The following is a 19,136-nucleotide window of genomic DNA, read 5'->3' on the forward strand; positions in this document are numbered from 1 at the left end:
TTTCACTGGTTACGCTCGCGCCCATTGCTGGTTCGGCTGGCCGTTGCAGGCCAGCAGCTGCACCGAAGTGCCGTTCGCAGTTCCGGTCGCCTGCAGGCAGAGCGCCGGGTTGCTGATGCTGGAGATCGACTTGTCCGCATTGAGTTGCCAGGTCTGGTTGGCGGCTCCGGTGCAATCGCTGATGATCGTCGCGCTCGCGCTGCCTGGGGTCAGACACTTGTCGGCGTAGATGGTGAGCTGCTTGCTCGCGGTCCAGTTCCAGCTCTGGTTGCCGCCGCCATTGCAGTCCCACAGGTCAAGCGCCGTACCGTTGGTGGTCGAGAAGCCCGGTACGTCGACGCACCGGTTGCTCTCGACTCCTCGCAACGGCTGACCGGGCGGGGACGGCGGCAACGTGTTGACCGGCTCCTTCTTGAGCAGACCCCAACCCCACTGCAGTTGCGCCAGACCGCTTGCACTGTTGACCTTCAGATCACGTTCGCTGACCTGGGTGGTCATCGAGTACGAGTCACCGGTCCGCAGACCGGGCCAGTAGACGATGCCCATCCGCTGCGCCCGCGCCGTCTCGGTCAGGGCTCCCAGGTACGCCGTGGAGACGTTCCCCTCGTGGTTTCCGTAGTTCAGGCCGATCGTCATCGGGGAACCGGCCTCGTCGATGATCGTGCGTCCGCCGTACTCGCCGATCCGTGGCCGCAGATTCGCGAGCCAGGCTGCCTCCGTGGTGTCGGAGGCCCAGAAACCGTAGAAGTGCAACGAGAGCAGCGTGCCCTTCAGTTCGGGCGCGGCGCCGACACCGGTGACGTTGTCGTTGTAGCCGGTGCCGGAGATGACCAGGCGACCGCGGGGGACGTTCGAGTGCCGGTCGGCCCAGGACGAGGTGAGCGACACCCAGTCGGGCAGGGAGTAGCCGAAGGGTTCGTTCATCGGCTCGAAGTAGACCTGTGGGTTCCTCCGGTAGGTCTTGAAGACGGTGTCCCACATGGCGGTGAAGGCCGCGGTGTCGTCGACCCGGCCGTCCTTGGCGTTGTCGGCCTCCCAGTAACTCAGGATGACCTTGAAGCCCTGGTCGGTGGCGGCGTCGATCGCCGCGCGGTAGGACGACCACCAGTTCGTCCCGACGCTGGACGGGTTGATCGGCAGCCGGACCGTGTTCGCCCGCAGCTCTTTGCGGAACTCGCCGAGGATGCCGGTCGACTTGCGATACGTGGTGCGGTAGCTGTCCGCCGTACTGAGACCGGACGGGACGACCTCGTCGGAGGCGTAGTTGTCGCGCGGATCGGCCCAGTTGACGCCGCGGAAGTCGGCCGTGTTCTGGGGGTGTGGCGGCGTGGCCGCCGCGGGGACTGTGAGGGCGGTGGCCAGCGTGGCGAGTGCCACGGTGACGCGCCAGAGTGCGGATCTCATCGGACTCCTTTACTTGACGCTGCCGGCGCTGAGGCCGGACTGCCAGAAACGTTGGAGCAGCAGGAAGGCGATCACGAGGGGGACGATCGTCAGCAGCGACCCGGTGATCACCAGGTTGTAGATCGGGTGCGCGCCGACACCGGTCGCCTGGTTGTTCCATTGGGTGAGGCCGACCGTGAGCGGATACAGGTTCGGCTTGCTGAGCATGATCAGCGGCAGGAAGTAGTTGTTCCAGGTCGCCACCACGGCGAAGAGCAGCACCGTCACCACCCCGGGCGCGAGCAACCGCAGCGCCACCGTGACGAAGATCCGGACCTCACCGGCGCCGTCGATGCGGGCTGCTTCGAGGAGCTCGTACGGGATGGCTTCGCCTGCGTAGACCCACATCAGATACAGGCCGAACGGGCTGATCAGCGAGGGGATGATGATCGCCCAGACCGTGTTGGTCAGGCCGAGCTTGGAGAACAGCAGGAACGTCGGTACGGCGAGCGCCGTACCGGGGATCGCGATCGCGCCGAGCAGCACGGCGAAGACCGCACGGCGGCCCGCGAACTTGTACTTCGCCAATCCGTAGCCGGCCGCGGTCGCGAGCAAGGTCGCGCCGCCCGCCCCGACCACGACGTACAGGAGGGTGTTTCCCAGCCAGCGCAGGAAGATGCCGTCGTCGTAGGTCAGCGTCTGCCTGATGTTGGTGAACAGCGCGAAGCTGTCGCCGAACCACAGCCCCGGCGTGGACAGCAGGTCGTCCTGGGTCTTGGTCGCGCTGATCACCAGCCAGATCAGTGGCACCAGCGTGTAGATCAGGTACAGGACCATCAGTCCGGTCAGCACCCGCGACGACTTCTTGCCGTTCACAGGGCCTCCCGGGATCCGCGGAGCTGGACGACGTACGCGATGATCGCGGTCAGGACGCCCATCACGATCGCCACCGTGGCGGAGTAGTTGAACTGCTGGCCGGCGAACGAGAGGTTGTAGGCGTACATGTTCGGCGTGTAGTACGTCGTGATCACGTTCGGCGCCAGCGTGCGCAGGATGTTGGGCTCGTTGAACAGCTGGAAGCTGCCGATGATCGAGAAGATGGTGGCGATCACGATCGCGCCGCGCAGGGCGGGCAGCTTGATCGCCCGGATCGTCCGGATCGCACCGGCGCCGTCGATCGCGGCGGCCTCGTACAACTCACCGGGGACCGTGCGCAGCGCCGAGTAGAAGATCAGCATGTTGTAGCCGACGAACTCCCAGGTGACGATGTTGGCGATCGACGGCAGCATCCAGGACCCGCTGAGCGGCTGGATGGCGTCGGTGCCGAACAGTTTGTTGAGATCCGCGGCCAGGCCGAAGGTGTCGCCGTACAGGAAGCCCCACATCAGGACCGCGACCACACCCGGTACGGCGTACGGCAGGAAGAGCGCGATCCGGAAGAAGCCGGCGGCGCGGAGCCGGGCGCTGTCGATCGCGAGCGCGGCCAGCAGCGCCAGGACGAGCATCACCGGGACCTGGACCACGAGGAACGCGAGCACCCGGCCGGCCGACTCCCAGAACTTCGCGTCCTTCAGCACCTCGGCGTAGTTGTCGAGGCCGACGAATACGGTCCCGCCGAAGAACGCCTGGTCGCGGTACAGGCTCAGATAGATCGCGTAGCCGATCGGGGCGAGAAAGGTGAGTGCGAAGACGGTCAGGAACGGGCCGACGAAGACCCACCCTTTCGCCTCCTGGCGGCGCGCCATCCGCAGCCCTCCTGACCCCCGGTCCGGGGATTGTTGACGTTAACAATGCTGGCGGGGACGCTAGCTTGTTAACGTCAACATGTCTAGACTCCGGCGGGACGGAGGTGGGCGAATGCGCAAGCGAGGATCCTCGATGGCCGACGTGGCCCGATTGGCCGGAGTGTCGGGCCAGACCGTGTCCAGGGTCGCGAACGACAGGCCGAACGTCGACGCCGCCACCCGGGACCGGGTGCTGGCCGCGATGCGTGAGGTCGGCTACCGGCCCAACAGCGCGGCCCGGGCGTTGCGCAACGGGCAGTTCCACAACATCGGCGTGATCGTCTTCGAGCTGTCCAGCTTCGGCAACACCCGCACGTTCAACGCCGTCAGCCAGGCCGCGACCGTCGCCGGCTACGCGATCAACCTCATCCCCTTGCTCGACGCCGACCAGGGCAAGGTGACCGGTGCGTTCACCCGGCTCCAGGAGCAGGCGGTCGACGGCATCATCATCCTGATCGAGGCTCACCAGCTGGATGAGGCAGAGATCCACCTTCCGGCCGGTCTGCCGGTCGTTGTCGTCGACTCGAGCGCGCACTATGACTACCCGATCGTCGACACCGATCAGGCCCAGGGTGCCCGGCTCGCTACCGAGCACCTACTGGACCTTGGCCACCAGACTGTCTGGCATCTCGGTGGCCCGCCGACCTCCTTCGCCGCGACCCGTCGCCGCCGTTCCTGGGAGGAGACCCTGGTCTCGCGCGGGTGCCCGGTCCCGCCGGTACTCGTCGGCGACTGGTCCGCAGCGTCCGGGTACGACGTCGGCCGCCAACTCGCCGCGGACCCAGCGGTCACGGCGGTGTTCGCCGCGAACGACGAGATGGCCCTCGGCCTGCTCCGCGCCCTGCACGAGCAGCACCGCGACATCCCCGGCGACGTGAGCGTGGTCGGCTTCGACGACCAGGAGTCGGCCGCGCAGTTCTGGCCGCCGCTCACCACGATCCGCCAGTCCTTCGCCGACGTAGGCCGCCAGGCAGTCGACGCCCTGATCGCCGAGCTAGCCTCCCGCGAGCACCATCACCAACCGGTGAGTGTCCCGACCGAGCTCGTGATCCGGAGCAGCACCGCTCCACCGCGGGTCGGTCGATGACGATCGCCCAACGCTGGACTGCGTTGAGCCCGGCGATCCGCCAGGCTGCCGTGGACTCGGCGCGAGACCGAGCCGGCGTACCGGATCTGTTGCAGCGTTCCCAGTGGGAGTCGCGCCAAGCGCCGACCGTGCTTGCCCGGGCGGCGGCCAACCGTGAGCGCCCGTGGCCGCAGTTGCTGCTGTCGGATTACGCGCGGTATTGGCGAGATGGAGTCCGCACGGCCTATGAGAATCCGCTGGGGGAGTTGCTGCGGCGGACGAGTACCGCAGTCCTCGCCGCAGCATTGACCGCGGACGAACAGTACGTCGACGAGGCAGCCGACGGACTGTTGTTGCTGTGCGAGCAGACGACGTGGTGCTGGGCAGCGCATGAGTCGTTCGCGGCGGCTCGTGGGGAAGTCGTGGCGGATCCTGAGACGCCGTACCTGGATCTGGGCGCCGCGGAGACGGTGGAGGTGCTGGCGTGGGCCGATCTCGTGCTGGGGACGGCGCTGGATGAGCGTGTGCCTGGCCTCCGTCGCCGGTTGCGGGCTGAGGCGGACCGGCGCGTGCTGGAGCCATTCTTGACTGACCGTCGGTGGCACTGGCTCGGGCTCGACGGTCACCTGCACAACTGGAACCCGTGGATCCACGGGCATGTGCTGGCCGCGGCGCTGTTCCTGGAGACCGACCCGGTACGGCGAACGCAGGTGGTGGACCTGGTCGTCGACGGTCTCGATCGCTACCTCCGGGCGCTTCCGGCCGACGGCGGTTGTGACGAGGGCTACGCGTACTGGTGGAACGGGCCGGCGCGACTGGCCTCCGCCTTGGAGCTGCTTGATCGGATCACGCTGGGTGCGCTGAACCCTTGGCCTGTTGAGCCGCTGGCCGAGCTCGCCCGGTATCCGCAGCGGATGGAGTTGGGCGATGGCTGGTACGTGAACGTCGGTGATGGACCGGCCCGGCCGGACCCCGCACAGCCGTGGGATGTGTTGCACCGTTGGGGACGCAGGACTGGTGATCGGGAGGTGATGGCGCAAGCTGCCGCACACCGTGATCAGTCGGGCGCCGTCGTCGGTCTAGGACGAGCGTTGGTTGCGCTGGTCGACGACGAGTGGTGGCAGGCACCCGCCGTACCGTTGCCGTTGCCTCGCTCGAGCTGGCTGCCTCAGGTGCAGTTGCTGGTAGCGCGGCAGGAGGGTGGCTCCGCCGCGGGCTGGACGCTGGCCGTGAAGGGTGGGCACAACGACGAGAACCACAACCACAACGACGTCGGCTCGTTCATCGCTGCGCTGGACGGGACGCCGGTGCTGGTCGATCTGGGGCAGCCGACGTACACGGCGATCTCGTTCTCCGATCGCCGGTACGAGCAGTGGGTGGTCCGCAGCGAGTGGCACAACGTGCCGGTGGTCGACGGGCTGGAGCAGGAGGCCGGTTCGCGATGGCGAGCGGCAGAGTTCGCCGTACAGGGTGATGCGGGAGCCGAGGTTGACCTGTCGGACGCCTATCCCAGCGGGAATCTGCGGCGGACGGCGACGCTCGATCGGCTCGAGCAGGCCATCCGCATCGTTGACACCTGGGCAGCTGGGACCCAGGTCGCCGAACACTTCGTGATCGCCGGACAACCTCTTGTCCACGAGCCTGGCCGCCTCGTGGTCGAGACCCTGGGCGCCAGCCTCGCCGAACTGCGCTGGGACGTCGGTCTCGGCGCCGGACAACTGGAGCAGCGAGTTGTCGACGACGAGCTGCTCCAAGGTGTCTGGGGCCCCGCCGTCCATCGCCTGATCCTTGCTGCAGGCAACAATCGCTTCGAACTCACGCTCATGACCGTCGGCGGCGTGGGGTCGGTGCACTTGCGGGACTCGGTACGCCGAGATGGCCCAGGTACTGCTCAAGGGTGAAGGCGGCCATGCCGAGGGCGACCGGGTTGCCCGGGACGGCGGAGGCCTCCACGACGAGGCCGGCCAGCGAACCGGGCAGCACATGGCTGGGCAGCTCCTCGCGCACCGCGGGGATCAGCCACTGGCCGATCGCGGTCGAGGTCCAGCCGGTCAGAGTCAGGTGCGGGACGTTGAGCAGGTTGACCAGGTCTGCGAGTGCGGCCGCCAGATAGTGCGCCGTCCGGCGGGCCAGCTCGCTGAGCACGGGGTCGTCGGCGGCGAGGCCCTCCGCGACAGCGTCGACGAAGCCGCGTTGCAGGGGTTGCCGCAGGGCAGGGTGGTCGGGGTTGATCTCGGCCAGCGTCATCTCCAGCCCGTGCACGCCGAGGTAGGCCTCGACGCAGCCGCGCCGCCCGCATCGGCATTGCCGGCCGTCCAGCTGTAGCAGGGTGTGGCCCCACTCGCCGGCGTTATTGGTCGCGCCGCGGATCAGCGTGCCCTCGATCGCGAGCCCGGCCCCGACACCGGTGCCGAGGTTCACCACGGCCATGTTGTCGGTGACCTGGCCGACGCCGAACCACATCTCGGCCAGCGTGATCGCCTTGAGTGGATTGTCGACGTACACGGAGATGCCGAGGCGGCTCTCCAGCATCTCCTCGATCCGGACGTCGTGCCACTGCCAGTTCGGTGCGAACACCGAGACGCCGGCGTCCGGCTGTACCTGGCCCGGCATGCTGACACCGACCCCGATCAGCTCGGCCGGGTCGGCGGTGACGGTGGCCAGCGCGTTGTGGGTCGCCGTCACGATGCCGTCGACGACGTACGCGGGATCGTTCTTGTGTTCGTCGAGGGTGATCGCGCTGTGCCCGAGCGCGCCGAGGCCCAGGTCGAAGACGGTCGCGTCGACGTAGGTCTCGGCGACGTCGACCCCGACGATCCGGCCCCGGCCGGGGTCGATGCTGAGCCGCTCATACGGGCGTCCGACCGTACGACGTTCCACCGTGGCGATCCGCAGTACGCCGGCGGCCAGGAACTCGTTGACCAGCGTTGCGACTGTGGCCGGGCTCAGCCCGGTGTGCCGAGTGAGCTCCTGTCGGGTCGAGGGGCCGAGCGTGAACAGCGCATGGAGTACCTCGAACCGGTTCTCGTTGCGCAGGTCATGGGAGGTCTGCCGTGGCACCAGATCTCCCTTCAGATAATCGGTGGTTCCAGCCGTAGCGTACGCAGTTCAGGTCCGGCCGGGCCGTCAACACCGCGGATCAGCAGGGTCAGACCGGCCCAGCCAGGTGGTATCCAGAGCAGGTCGGGATCACCGCCCGAGAACGCGGGCCGATCGCCCAGCCAGACGCGTCCGATGCACTCACCACCGGACCAGCCGGTCACTCGAAGCTGGGTGCCCTCGAGTCTCAGCACGTAGCCGGTCTCCGAGAGGGGGACATCCACGTCGAGCCAGGCCTCCTCGCCGGCCTCGAGTTCGGTCGGTAGCTCAACCGTCTGGCCCGGGCTGGAGGACACTGCGAAGGCGGTCAGTAGTTCATCGTCCTGGACGGTGCAGGACCAGCCCGTCACCGGTTCCAGGGTCAGCAGTTCGGCGCTCAGACCAGCGCGACTCGGGTCATGCGGCAACGTGACGGCGAGCTGGCTGCTGCCGGCCGGAAGGAGGATCCACGGATTCTCCGCCGAGACGGTCACCGGGTCCGCGCCGTCGATCCGGACGAAGGCGGGTTCATCGAGGTCGCGCAGCAGCAAGGCCGCAGCGGTGGGGGAGTGGATCAGCCGCGTGTAGGTCACTCGTTCGCCGCCTCGCGTACTGCTCCAACCACCGAGCTGACGAACGGGTGCCGGCTGCCCGGCCCAGTGGCCGCTGACCGTCCACAGCGCCGACACGTCGTGGACGGCGCGAATCGTCCACACCGTGCCGAGCCCGCGCAGGGCGCCGAGCCGCAGTGCGGGGAGCCGGGTGTCGTCGAAGTTCGCGTGCCCCCAGATCTCGACGGTCGCCTGGATCGGCGTCGGTCCGGTCAGATCTTGTACGTCGATCCGCCGGTTCGCGCCGTACGTCACCAGTGGAGGCCGGACCGAACCTCCGATCGCGAGGTCGACGATATCGGCGGCTCCGGCCACCAACAGTTCGTCGACACCGGTCAGGTCCGCCGTCGTGCTGTACGCGCCGCGGCCGCGAAACACGCCTAATGACTCCAGCGGTGGCGGCAGTTCGTACTCACCGGCAGCTGCCGCTGGTGCGGATGCCGAGCGGCGGCGTACCGAGGTCACTTCGGTCATGGCGCCCGCCTTGTGGACCGGCTGCGGCGCGAACTCGAGTACGCCATCAGGCTGGATCGACGTGAGCAGGGCAGCTTCGGTCGGCGGCAGCGCAACCAGTTCGAGGTCCGCGAGGCTTGCGCGCTCGCCGATCGGCACCACGACCATGGTGTCGCCGATGACGACTGTCACTGGTACTGCGGACGAGAACACCAGCACGCCCTTCGCGGCGCCGACCAGGTCCGCTGAAGCGAAGGTGAGGGTGTGCGTGGAACCCCAGGCGGCCAGCGGGAGACCGACCGGCAGGAGCGGGCACGCCCCGGCCGCGATCTGCACCGGCACGCCGGCGATGATCGCGTGTCCGTCGGTCGTGCCGAGATTCGGTACGGCGATCAGCTGGCCACCATCACGCAGATCCAGTGCACCCATTGCCGAGCTGGTCCTGAAGTCGGTCAGCACCTCGACAGCAGGTGTTCCCGGGGCGGCGAGGGCCAGCCGCGGACCCAGTACGTCGATCAACCGGGCGAGCACCTGGGCTTCGGCGTACTCGACGCGTTCCTGTCCGGTCGAGGAGACATACCCGCCGAAGTCGTATCCGTGGCTCATGAAGTTGCCGGGATCGCCCCAGTTCCCGGTTGACGGCGTGTAGCCGAAGTTCCAGCCGGACGACTGCAGGTACGGCGCGATGAGCGCGGCGCCCGAGATCAGCAGCCGGCGCAGGGTGCGATGCCGCCGGTTCGTCTCGGTCACCAGCAGTGGAAGGTCCCGCTCGGCCAGCAGATCGCGATACCGCCGTACCTCGGCCTCGATGTGCGGCGACTCGTCATCAGGGTAGAAGTTGCACGCCGGTACGACGCCTGCCGCGTCACCGGTAGCGCCGTACAGATCGCCCTGTCCGGCGCAGGCGATCAGCGGAACCGTGATGCCGTGCCCGATCGCCAGCTTCCGCAAGGCGGTCAGGTAGCCGGGTCGATCGGTGCAGTCGAAGAAGTCCAGCTCGTTCTCCAGCTGGACCATGATCACCGGGCCGCCGACCGAATGCTGCCGGGCAGCGACGATCGGCAGCACCTGATCGAACCAGGCGGCGACCTGCTCCAGGAAACGCGGCTCGTTCTGCCGGACCTGGAGTTCGGGATCGAGCCCGAGCCAGGCCGGCAGCGCACCGCCGTCCCACTCCGAACAGATGTAGGGGCCTGGCCGGGCGATGACCGACAGCCCGGCCTCGTGGGCCAGATCGAGGAACGCCGCGACGTCGCGACGCCCCTCGAAGTCCCAGCGACCCGGGGCGAGCTCGTGGAAGTTCCACGGCAGATAGACGTCCACGCAGGTGTAGCCGGACGCCCGGACCTGGTCGAGCCGGGCCCGCCACTGCTCGCGCGGCAGGCGGAAGTAGAACAGTGACGCGCACAGCACGACCTGTGGCACGCCGTCGATCTCGATGCCGTGGGCATCCAATCCGACAGTTCTCACTTGACCCCCGCGCTGCCGCCGCTGATGTCCATCTCGTACAGGTACTTCTGGCCGAGGTAGTAGACCAGGATCATCGGCAGCGTCAGCAGGATCGACCCGACCATCACCAGGTTCCACGGCGGGGCCTGCAGGGCTTGCGACGTACTGGTGATGTACTGCACGCCGAGCGCCAGCGGCATCTTGGACTCGTCGTTGAGGTAGATCAACGGACCCATGAAGTCACCCCAGGTGGCGGTCAAGGTGAAGATGCCGATCGCGATCAGGACCGGCGCGAGCATCGGCAGCATGATCCGGCGGTAGATGCCGAAGAAGCCGAGGCCGTCCACCATCGCCGCCTCGTCGATCTCGCTCGGCAGCCGGGAGACGAACTGCCGGACCAGGAAGACGTTGAAGGCGTTCGAGAAGAAGTTCGGCACGATCAGCGGCAGGAACGTGTTCACCCAGCCGAGCTCCTTGAACAGGATGAACTGCGGGATCATCGTGATCTGGCCCGGGATCATCATCGTCGCGATGACGATCAGGAACAGCGCGTTCTTGCCCGGCGCCCGCAGCCGCGCGAACGCGTAACCGACCAGGCCGCTGGACAGCACCTGACCGGCCACCGCACCGACCGAGATGATCACCGAGTTCAGCAGGAAGCGTTGCATCGGCAGCTCGGTGCCGAAGACCCGGGTGAAGTTCTCCCAGTGGAACTCGCGCGGGATGATCGTGAAGGTGTTCGCGTTGACCGTCTGGTCACTGGACAACGCGATCGAGACCACGAAGACCAGCGGCACGCAGAGCACCGCCGAGACGATGATCAGCGTGGCATAACTGAACGGCGTGGCGCGGAACGCACGGACCGACATCTACCGGACCTCCGTTTCGTAGAAGACCCAGCGGCGTGCGCTGCGGAACGCGATCAGCGTGAAGATCATGATCACGGCGAACAACAGCCACGACAGCGCGGAGGCGTAGCCCAGGTGGTAGAAGGAGAAGGCCTGGTCGAACAGCAGCGGAACCATCGTCTGGCTGGCGTTGTTCGGCCCGCCCTTGGTCAGGATGTAGATCTGCGAGAACACCTGGAACGCACCGATCAGCCCCATGATCAGGTTGAAGAAGATGATCGGGGTGAGCTGCGGGACGGTGATACTCCAGAACTGCCGGATCGAGCTGGCGCCGTCCACCTCGGCCGCTTCGTACAGTTCCCGCGGGATGCCTTTCATTGCCGCCAGCAACAAGACGGTCGCGCCGCCGGCGCCCCAGACCGACAGCAGGATCAGGGCGGGTTTCACCCAGGCCGCCTCGAGTAGCCAGGACGGGCCGGGGATACCGGCCAGCCCCAGCAGGTCGTTCAGCGGTCCGGACGGTGCGAGCACCATCTTGAAGATCATCGCGGTCGCGACCAGTGGGACCAGGGTCGGCAGGTAGATCAGCGTCCGGAACAGCTTGCGCATCCGGACCCGCTTGTTCAGCAGGTTCGCCAGCCACAGTCCGAGCACGAGCCCGAGCGGGACCGAGATCGCCGCGTAGTAGAACGTGTTCCACAACGCCTTCCAGAACACCGGGTCGTCGGTGAGCAGGCGCCGGTAGTTGTCCAGACCGACCCACTTCGGCGGCGTGAAGGAGTCCCAGTCGGTCAGCGAGAAGTAGATCGAGGCAACCATCGGGCCGAGCAGGAACACCACGAAGCCGATGATCCAGGGCGAGGCGAACAGGTAGAACCAGAGCGCCTCGCGGCGGCGGAGCTTCGACAGCTTCGACATCCGGGGGCCTACCCCGCCGGCTTGATGACCGACTCGAGCTTCGCCTGGACCGCTGTCAGTGCGCTCCGGGCATCGGTCTTGCCCAGCCAGAAGTCGGCCAGCCCGTCGTCGAAGGCCTTCTGCATCTCGTTCCAGGCCGGGATGAACGGCGCCCGGTAGATGAACTCGCTGGACTCGCCGAAGACCTTCATGTCGACCGGCTTGGTCATCCAGGCCGGCTTCAGGAACGCGTCGCTCTTCTGCACCTCGATGGCGGCCGGGACGTCCTCGCCGGTGGCGATGATCTGCTGCTGGGCCGGCGGTGAGGTCAGGAACTCGATCGCCTTGAACGCGGCGTCCGGGTTCTTGGTGGTCCGCGAGATGGCCAGGCCGCTGCCGAACGCCGTCACCGCCTGCTGCTTGCCCCGCCACAACGGCGCGATGTCCCAGTCGATCGTGGCCTTGGACAGACCGTTGATCGCCCAGAATCCGGTCGTGTTCACGGCGACCTTGCCACTGGCGAACGCCGCATCACCGCCGACGTCGGCGCCCAGATCGGCGTACTGCTTCTGAGCCGGTACGACGCCGTGCTTCGTGACCAGATCACCAGCCCACTGCAGGGCCTCGATCACCTCGTCGGTGGCGACGGCGGGCTTGCCCGCGTCGTCGATGATCTTGCCGCCGTTCTGGTACACGAAGCTCCACCACTGTGCCCACCAGCCGGCCCCGGAGTATCCCCACTGCTTACCAGGCACAGTGAGTTCCTTGAAGGCGCTGAGGGCGTCGTCCCAGGTCCAGTCGGCGGTCGGCGCCTTGATGCCCTTGGCGGCGAACAATCCCTTGTTGTAGTACAGGATCATCGCGCCGGAGCGGTCGGGGATCGCGTACACCTTGTCCTGGTAGCTGTAGATCTTGCCGATCGAGCCGAACCGCTGGGTGAGGTCGAGGTTGACCTTCTTCGCCAGGTCGTCCAGCGGCAGCAACTGGTTCTTGCTGGAGTAGACGTTCACGTTCTCGGCCACCTGCATGATGTCCGGGCCCTTGCCGCCCGCGATCATCGTCTGCACCTTCTGCGCGTAACCGTCACTGGGGATCAGCTGCAGCTTCACCTTCAGTTCCGGATACTTCGCGACCAGCAGATCGATCCGCTTCTGGTACGTCGCCTTGTCGTTCTCGCCGCCCCAGACGGTCATCACGAGTTCGGCGGACTCGTTGGCACCGGACGATTTGTCACTGTCCGCACCGCAGGCGGTGAGCGTGATCATGCCCGCGGCGGCGCTCAGTCCGAGGAAGCCTCGGCGCGAGAGACCCCCGTTCGACGTCGATGTCATCGCCTTGCTCCTTCCGGTCCGAGGTTGAGGTGGGGGTTAACCTAACCATCAGAAAAACTCTTGCCAAGGGCTCGGCGAGGATCCGGCCGAATCGTGACCCCCGCCGTACCGATACTGCCTGTTAGCGTGAACAACTCACCACACCAAGGAGTTTCATGCCGATCGACGATTCAGCAGTGGGCCGGGTGCGCTGGGCCGGCGGTGATGTCGAGCTCGAGCTGCTCGTCGATCGATCCGCGCCGGTCAAGATCTGCTCGGTGCGCCCGGCCGGCGCGCAACCGGCGAGTGAGGAACGTGCGATCAACCTGGTCGAGCTGAGCCTGGCGGGTCAGGGCCGGACGCATCAGCCACCCGGGACCCGGCACCGCACCTATGCGGCGGCGGACGGCCTCCGGCTGGTCGACGTGTCCGAGCAGACGGATGCTGTGGGCAACGAGGTGCTGCTGATTCGGCAGGCCTCCGCGGACCTCGAGGTCGTGAGCCGGATCGAGAGCTGGGCCGGTACGTCGGTGCTGCGCGCGACGACCGAGGTGATCAACCGAGGCGAGGGCGAGTTCACCTTGACCTATGTCTCGTCACTCGCGCTGGCGGGATTCGGCGGTGGATTGAGGGCGGGCACGCGGATCCACCAGGCGCGGAACTCGTGGTGTGCGGAGTTGCGCTGGCAGGTGCTGACTCCGGAGCAGGCCGGTCTGGTGAGCATCCTGGGTTCGGGTGATCCGAAGGACCGGTTCGCCGTGACCAATGTCGGCAGTTGGTCGGGCGCTGAACTGTTGCCGATGGGTGCCGTCGAGAACGTTGCCGACGGGCTGACCTGGACCTGGCAGATCGAACACCAGGGCGCGTGGCACTGGGAGCTCGGCGGACTCAAGGAAGACCTGTACCTGCAGGTGTCCGGTCCCACTGACGGGGAGCATCAATGGCGGCAACGACTCCAGCCGGGGGAGTCGTCCACCACAGTCCCGGTCGCCGTGGCGGTAACCCATGGTGGCCTCGACGACGGGTTACGCGCGCTCACGTCGTACCGGCGGGCGATGCGGCGGCCGCAGACGGACCACAGCAACCTGCCGGTGATCTTCAACGACTACATGAACTGTCTGTGGGGTGATCCCACCGCGGCCAAGCTCACCCCGCTGATCAAGGCCGCGGCCGAGGTCGGCGCGGAGTACTTCGTGATCGATGCCGGCTGGTACGCCGATGACTCGGGCTGGTGGGACACCGTGGGGGCCTGGGAGCCGTCGCAGGTCCGGTTCCCGGCCGGCCTCGGCAAGACGATCGAGGAGATCCATGGCGCCGGTCTGGTGCCAGGGCTGTGGTTGGAGCCCGAGGTGGTCGGCGTGCGGAGCGAGATCGCCGAACAGTTGCCGCCGGATGCGTTCTTCTGGCGGGACGGACGCCGGATCGCGGAGACCGGCCGCTACCACCTCGACTACCGGTCAGCGGCCGTTCGTGAACGGATGGACGCGGTGGTGGACGGCCTGATCGCGCAGTACGGGATCGGGTACTTCAAGTTCGACTACAACATCAACCTGCCGGGGACCGACGCGCTCGGTGAGGCGCCAGGGGCCGGGTTGCTCGGTCACAATCGCGCCTACCTGTCCTGGCTCGACGGCCTGCTGGACCGCCATCCCGGGCTCGTCCTGGAGAGCTGTGCATCCGGTGGCATGCGACTCGACTACGCGATGCTGGCCCGGATGACGTTGCACTCGACCAGCGATCAGGTCGATCTGGTCGCGTATGCGCCGATCGCCGCGGCAGCGCCCAGTGCGGTCACGCCTGAGCAGGGCGCGGTGTGGGCCTATCCACGGCCTGTGCACACTCCGGAAGAAGCATCGTTCGCGCTCGTCAATGCGTTGCTGGGCAGGATCCATCTGTCCGGGCGGCCGGACGAGATGGACGCTGAGCAGCTCACCCGGGTCGCCACGGCAGTCTCGACGTACAAGGAACACCGCTCGCTCATTGCGCGGGCAGAACCGCATTGGCCGCTCGGCCTCCCCGGCTGGTACGACGAACAGCTCGCGCTGGCGCTGGTTGCCGATGACACCGCCTTGCTGGCGGTCTGGCATCGCGGCGACGGAGCCACGACTGTCGACGTACCGCTGCCAGGTTGTTGGCGGACAGCCGACGTGATCTTCCCGACTGACTTGCCGACCACCCTGGCCCTGGTCGGCGACCGGCTCGGGGTGAGTCTGCCCGCAGGCCCGGCCGCACGGCTCATCCGCCTGCAGCGCTGACCGGTCGAGGTCTTGACCAACACCACTGTGAGCGCCAACATGTGAGCGCTAACAGTCGCCCGAGTCCCCGGAAGGGAAAAGTTGTGACGAAGAGGTTTGTGGCCACCGTGAGTGGCGCCCTGCTGGTGCTCGGCCTCGCGGCCTGTGGTGGCCAGGGAGCGGGCGGAACGACCGATACCGCGAGTCAGCAGCCCGCGGACCTGACCATCGGGGTGTCGATGCCGACGCAGACGTCGGAGCGCTGGATCGCCGACGGCAAGTCGGTCAAGGAGAAGCTCGAGGCGAAGGGGTACAAGGTCGATCTGCAGTACGCGAACGACGACATCCCGACGCAGTCGCAGCAGGTCGACCAGATGATCACCCAGGGCGCCGACGTCCTGATCGTGGCCGCGATCGACGGCACCGCGCTCAGCGGCCAGCTGCAGGCGGCCGCCGACAAGAAGATCCCGGTGATCTCCTACGACCGGCTGATCCGCGGCAGCCAGAACGTCGACTTCTACGTGAGCTTCGACAACTACAAGGTCGGTGTCGCCCAGGGCAAGTCCCTGCTGCGCGGACTCGGCCTGGAGAACGCCGACGGCTCGAAGGGCACCAAGACCGGCCCGTTCAACATCGAGCTCTTCGCCGGCTCGCTGGACGACAACAACACCCAGTTCTTCTTCCAGGGCGCCATGGACGCCCTGAAGCCGTACCTCGACAACGGCACGCTGGTCGTCAAGTCCCAGCAGACCAAGGTCGAGCAGATCGCTACGCTGCGCTGGCAGCAGGAGGCCGCGCAGAAGCGGATGGAGAACCTGCTGACGTCGAGCTACAACGACGGCGCCAAGGTCGCGGGTGTGCTCTCGCCGTACGACGGCATCTCGCGCGGCATCATCACCGCGCTGCAGAACGCCGGCTACGGCACGGCGGCCAAGCCGATGCCGGCGATCACCGGCCAGGACGCGGAGATCGCCTCGGTCAAGCTGATCAACGACGGCGTCCAGAGCTCGACGATCTTCAAGGACACCCGCAAGCTGGCCGAGGAGGCCGTCAGCACGGCCGAGGCGTTCCTGCAGAAGAAGACGCCCGAGGCCAACGACACCAAGACCTACAACAACGGCGTCAAGGTGGTTCCGGCGTACCTGCTGCCGATCCAGGCCGTCTTCAAGGAGGACGTGACGAAGGCGCTGGTCGACTCCGGCTACTACACGGCCGCGCAGGTGGCCGCCGGTAAGACCAAGTGACCGACGTACTGCTCGAGATGCGGGGAATCACCAAGAGATTCCCCGGGGTGATCGCGCTGCAGGACGTCTCACTGGAGGTCCGGCGGGGCGAGATCCATGCGATCTGCGGCGAGAACGGGGCCGGCAAGTCGACGCTGATGAAGGTGCTGTCCGGGGTCTATCCGAGCGGCGGCTACGACGGCGAGATCTGGTTCGACGGCAAGCCGGCCCAGTTCGCCGGGATCCGGGACAGCGAGGCCGCGGGGATCGGCATCATCCACCAGGAACTGGCGCTGGTGCCGTACCTGTCGATCGCGGAGAACATCTTTCTCGGCAACGAACGCCGCGGTGCCGGCGGGCTGATCGACTGGAACCGGAGCAACGCCGACGCCGCGGAACTGCTCGCTTCGGTCGGACTGGACGAGCGCCCGGTCACGCCGGTGATCCAGCTCGGCGTGGGTAAGCAGCAACTGGTCGAGATCGCCAAGGCGCTGTCGAAGGAGGTCAAGCTGCTGATCCTCGACGAGCCGACCGCCGCGCTGAACGACGTCGACTCCGCGCACCTGCTCGACCTGCTCCGCCGGCTCCGGGACCGGGGCATCACCTGCATCATGATCTCGCACAAACTCAGCGAGATCACCGCGATCGCCGACTCGACCACGGTGATCCGCGACGGCCGCACGGTGGAGACGCTGCGGATGCAGGCCGAGGAGATGACCCAGGAGCGGATCATCCGCGGCATGGTGGGGCGCGACCTGGACAGCTTCTACCCGGTGCGCGACTCCGCGCCCGGAGCGGAGGTGCTCCGGATCGAGGACTGGACGGTGTGGCACCCCGTGCAGCCGCGCAAGGTCGTCGACGGCGCCGGCCTGACCGTGCGGGCCGGCGAGGTGGTCGGGATCGCCGGCCTGATGGGCGCGGGCCGGACCGAGCTGGCGATGAGCGTCTTCGGGCGCTCGTACGGCCGCAACATCAGCGGCCGGCTGTTCATGCACGGCCAGGAGGTCCGGGCGCGCACGGTGGCCGAGGCGATCGGCAACGGCATCGCCTACGCCACCGAGGATCGCAAGCGGTACGGCCTGAACCTGATCGCCGACGTCCGGACCAACGTGTCGGCGGCCGCGCTCGACAAGCTCGCGCAAGCGGGCTGGGTGAACGGCCACGAGGAGATCAAGGTCGCGGAGGCGAGCCGCCGGGACCTGAGCATCAAGACCCGGACCGTGATGGATGTCGTCGGCACCTTGTCCGGCGGCAACCAGCAGAAGGTCGTGCTGTCGAAATGGCTGTTCACGGATCCCGACGTACTGATCCTCGACGAACCGACCCGCGGCATCGACGTCGGGGCCAAGTTCGAGATCTACACGATCATCAACCGGTTGGTGGCCCAGGGGAAGGCGGTCGTCGTCATCTCGTCGGAACTGCCCGAACTGCTCGGGACGTGCGACCGGATCTACACGCTGTCGGCCGGCCGGATCACCGGAGAGGTCCCGGTCCGGGAGGCCACGCAGGAAGGCCTGATGGCGCTCATGACCATGGAGAAGGAGCTCGCTGGATGAGCACGACCGAAGACCGGGAGGCCGCGGTGGCCGAGAGCGCCCCGGCCGCCGCACTGCACGCCGGGACCAGCGATCCCCGGATGCTGATCATGCGCAACCTGCGCCAGAGCGGTATCTACATCGCCTTCGTCGTCATCGTGGCACTGTTCGCCGTGCTGACCGACGGGGTCCTGCTCAGCCCGGGCAACCTCACCAACATCGTGCTCCAGTACTCCTACATCCTGGTGCTCGCGATCGGCATGGTGATCCTGATCATCGCCGGTCACATCGACCTGTCGGTCGGTTCGATCGTCGCACTGACCGGCGCCGTCTCCGCCGTGCTGGTCATCCAGCACGGGCAGCCCTGGGCTGTCGGGGTGGTGGCCGCCATCGCGGTCGGGGTCGCGGTCGGCGCCTGGCACGGCTTCTGGGTGGCCTTCGTCGGGATGCCGGCGTTCATCGTCACGCTCGCGGGCATGCTGCTGTTCCGTGGTCTGACGTTGCAGGTGCTCGACAACGTCTCGCTGTCGCCGTTCCCGCCGGCGTACCAAAAGGTCGCCAGCGGCTTCCTGAACGGGCTGATCGGCGGCAACGGGTACGACGCGTTCACGTTGCTGATCGCCGCGCTCGCGGTCGGCGGGTACACGGTCAGCGTGTTCCGCACCCGGCTGGCCCGGATCCGGTACGAGCAGCCGGTCGAGTCGTTCCCGCTGTTCGTTGCCCGGGTACTGCTGGTCGCGGCGATCGTCATGTACTTCGCCTGGCAGCTCGCCCACGCCCGCGGACTGCCGATCGTGCTGATCGTGCTGGCCGTCCTCGTGATCGCCTATGGACTGGTGACCAAGAGCAGCGTCTTCGGCCGTCAGGTCTACGCGATCGGCGGGAACCTGTCCGCCGCGATGCTGTCCGGGGTGAAGGTCCGCAAGGTCAACTTCTGGATCTTCGTCAACATGGGATTCCTGGCCGGCGTCGCCGGCGTCATCTACTCCTCCCGCTCCAACGGCGCCCAGCCCGCGGCCGGCAACATGTTCGAGCTCGACGCCATCGCGGCCGCCTTCATCGGCGGCGCAGCAGTAGCGGGCGGCGTCGGCACGGTGGTCGGTGCCGTGGTCGGCGGCCTGATCATGGCTGTGATGAGCAACGGCATGCAGCTGATGGGTGTCGAGCAGTCGACCCAATCCGTCGTGAAGGGCCTGGTCCTCCTCCTGGCCGTTGCCTTCGACATCTACAACAAACGCCGCGCCGGGGCCACCCGGTGACCATCG

14 protein-coding genes are annotated in these 19,136 nt (G+C 67.2%); 6 read left to right on the top strand and 8 right to left on the bottom strand.

Annotation, left to right across the window (positions count from 1 at the left end; translation table 11 throughout):
• Window positions 1–9 precede the first annotated feature (9 nt).
• The 3 genes from ACFVWG_RS25790 to ACFVWG_RS25800 are packed head-to-tail and all read right to left on the bottom strand — an operon-like array spanning window position 10 to window position 3,128.
• Entirely contained in the window at window positions 10–1,404 is a 1,395-nt protein-coding gene (locus ACFVWG_RS25790) for a ricin-type beta-trefoil lectin domain protein (RefSeq protein WP_391545969.1), read from the bottom strand.
• Between the two features lie 9 nt (window positions 1,405–1,413).
• Window positions 1,414–2,220 (bottom strand): carbohydrate ABC transporter permease, encoded by an 807-nt coding sequence (locus tag ACFVWG_RS25795; protein ID WP_391546021.1) that lies wholly within the window; start codon window positions 2,218–2,220, stop codon window positions 1,414–1,416.
• A 35-nt stretch (window positions 2,221–2,255) separates the two neighbouring features.
• Window positions 2,256–3,128: a carbohydrate ABC transporter permease gene (locus ACFVWG_RS25800; RefSeq protein WP_391545970.1), complete on the bottom strand. Its 873-nt coding sequence runs from the start codon at window positions 3,126–3,128 to the stop codon at window positions 2,256–2,258.
• A 112-nt stretch (window positions 3,129–3,240) separates the two neighbouring features.
• On the opposite strand from ACFVWG_RS25800, the gene ACFVWG_RS25805 reads away from it, so the two are divergent.
• Together ACFVWG_RS25805 and ACFVWG_RS25810 are read left to right on the top strand one after the other, a co-directional pair.
• Window positions 3,241–4,254 carry a LacI family DNA-binding transcriptional regulator gene (locus tag ACFVWG_RS25805; RefSeq protein WP_391545971.1) on the top strand — a complete coding sequence of 338 codons (1,014 nt, stop codon included), beginning with the start codon at window positions 3,241–3,243 and terminating at the stop codon, window positions 4,252–4,254.
• A complete protein-coding gene (locus ACFVWG_RS25810; RefSeq protein ID WP_391545972.1) occupies window positions 4,251–6,134 on the top strand; it encodes a heparinase II/III family protein in 1,884 nt (627 codons plus the stop codon). The genes ACFVWG_RS25805 and ACFVWG_RS25810 overlap by 4 nt, the downstream gene beginning before the upstream one ends.
• On the opposite strand, the gene ACFVWG_RS25815 is transcribed toward ACFVWG_RS25810, so the two are convergent.
• The 5 genes from ACFVWG_RS25815 to ACFVWG_RS25835 are packed head-to-tail and all read right to left on the bottom strand — an operon-like array spanning window position 6,055 to window position 12,900.
• Complete coding sequence (locus tag ACFVWG_RS25815; protein ID WP_391545973.1) at window positions 6,055–7,293, bottom strand: ROK family protein; 1,239 nt, start codon at window positions 7,291–7,293, stop codon at window positions 6,055–6,057. The two genes, ACFVWG_RS25810 and ACFVWG_RS25815, sit on opposite strands and share 80 nt — an antisense overlap.
• Window positions 7,294–7,304: 11 nt before the next feature.
• On the bottom strand, window positions 7,305–9,845 hold the full coding sequence (locus tag ACFVWG_RS25820) for a beta-galactosidase (RefSeq protein ID WP_391545974.1): 2,541 nt from the start codon (window positions 9,843–9,845) through the stop codon (window positions 7,305–7,307).
• Window positions 9,842–10,693, bottom strand: coding sequence for a carbohydrate ABC transporter permease (locus ACFVWG_RS25825; RefSeq protein WP_391545975.1), 852 nt, complete (start codon window positions 10,691–10,693; stop codon window positions 9,842–9,844). Before ACFVWG_RS25825 ends, ACFVWG_RS25820 begins: the two co-directional genes overlap by 4 nt.
• Window positions 10,694–11,590 (bottom strand): carbohydrate ABC transporter permease, encoded by an 897-nt coding sequence (locus ACFVWG_RS25830; RefSeq protein WP_391545976.1) that lies wholly within the window; start codon window positions 11,588–11,590, stop codon window positions 10,694–10,696.
• 8 nt (window positions 11,591–11,598) lie between these two features.
• Window positions 11,599–12,900, bottom strand: a complete 1,302-nt coding sequence (locus ACFVWG_RS25835) for an ABC transporter substrate-binding protein (protein WP_391545977.1) — start codon at window positions 12,898–12,900, stop codon at window positions 11,599–11,601.
• A 155-nt stretch (window positions 12,901–13,055) separates the two neighbouring features.
• On the opposite strand from ACFVWG_RS25835, the gene ACFVWG_RS25840 reads away from it, so the two are divergent.
• The 4 genes from ACFVWG_RS25840 (at window position 13,056) to mmsB (ending at window position 19,130) form a co-directional block, all read left to right on the top strand.
• Window positions 13,056–15,134 carry a glycoside hydrolase family 36 protein gene (locus tag ACFVWG_RS25840; protein ID WP_391545978.1) on the top strand — a complete coding sequence of 693 codons (2,079 nt, stop codon included), beginning with the start codon at window positions 13,056–13,058 and terminating at the stop codon, window positions 15,132–15,134.
• Between the two features lie 83 nt (window positions 15,135–15,217).
• Entirely contained in the window at window positions 15,218–16,357 is a 1,140-nt protein-coding gene (chvE, locus tag ACFVWG_RS25845) for a multiple monosaccharide ABC transporter substrate-binding protein (RefSeq protein WP_391545979.1), read from the top strand.
• Window positions 16,354–17,892, top strand: coding sequence for a multiple monosaccharide ABC transporter ATP-binding protein (mmsA, locus tag ACFVWG_RS25850; RefSeq protein ID WP_391545980.1), 1,539 nt, complete (start codon window positions 16,354–16,356; stop codon window positions 17,890–17,892). Before chvE ends, mmsA begins: the two co-directional genes overlap by 4 nt.
• A complete protein-coding gene (gene mmsB / locus ACFVWG_RS25855; RefSeq protein ID WP_391545981.1) occupies window positions 17,889–19,130 on the top strand; it encodes a multiple monosaccharide ABC transporter permease in 1,242 nt (413 codons plus the stop codon). The genes mmsA and mmsB overlap by 4 nt, the downstream gene beginning before the upstream one ends.
• Window positions 19,131–19,136 lie beyond the last annotated feature (6 nt).

The sequence above is a fragment of the Kribbella sp. NPDC058245 genome (assembly GCF_042882005.1).
In the GTDB taxonomy this organism is placed as follows: Bacteria; Actinomycetota; Actinomycetes; order Propionibacteriales; family Kribbellaceae; genus Kribbella.

What these genes read in the sequence shown, in the direction of transcription:
- ACFVWG_RS25790 (WP_391545969.1), bottom strand. Translation starts at nt 1,404, where the DNA reads ATGAGATCCGCACTCTGGCGCGTCACCGTGGCACTCGCCACGCTGGCC.
- ACFVWG_RS25795 (WP_391546021.1), bottom strand. Translation starts at nt 2,220, where the DNA reads ATGGTCCTGTACCTGATCTACACGCTGGTGCCACTGATCTGGCTGGTG.
- ACFVWG_RS25800 (WP_391545970.1), bottom strand. Translation starts at nt 3,128, where the DNA reads ATGGCGCGCCGCCAGGAGGCGAAAGGGTGGGTCTTCGTCGGCCCGTTC.
- ACFVWG_RS25805 (WP_391545971.1), top strand. Translation starts at nt 3,241, where the DNA reads ATGCGCAAGCGAGGATCCTCGATGGCCGACGTGGCCCGATTGGCCGGA.
- ACFVWG_RS25810 (WP_391545972.1), top strand. Translation starts at nt 4,251, where the DNA reads ATGACGATCGCCCAACGCTGGACTGCGTTGAGCCCGGCGATCCGCCAG.
- ACFVWG_RS25825 (WP_391545975.1), bottom strand. Translation starts at nt 10,693, where the DNA reads ATGTCGGTCCGTGCGTTCCGCGCCACGCCGTTCAGTTATGCCACGCTG.
- ACFVWG_RS25830 (WP_391545976.1), bottom strand. Translation starts at nt 11,590, where the DNA reads ATGTCGAAGCTGTCGAAGCTCCGCCGCCGCGAGGCGCTCTGGTTCTAC.
- ACFVWG_RS25835 (WP_391545977.1), bottom strand. Translation starts at nt 12,900, where the DNA reads ATGACATCGACGTCGAACGGGGGTCTCTCGCGCCGAGGCTTCCTCGGA.
- ACFVWG_RS25840 (WP_391545978.1), top strand. Translation starts at nt 13,056, where the DNA reads ATGCCGATCGACGATTCAGCAGTGGGCCGGGTGCGCTGGGCCGGCGGT.
- mmsB (WP_391545981.1), top strand. Translation starts at nt 17,889, where the DNA reads ATGAGCACGACCGAAGACCGGGAGGCCGCGGTGGCCGAGAGCGCCCCG.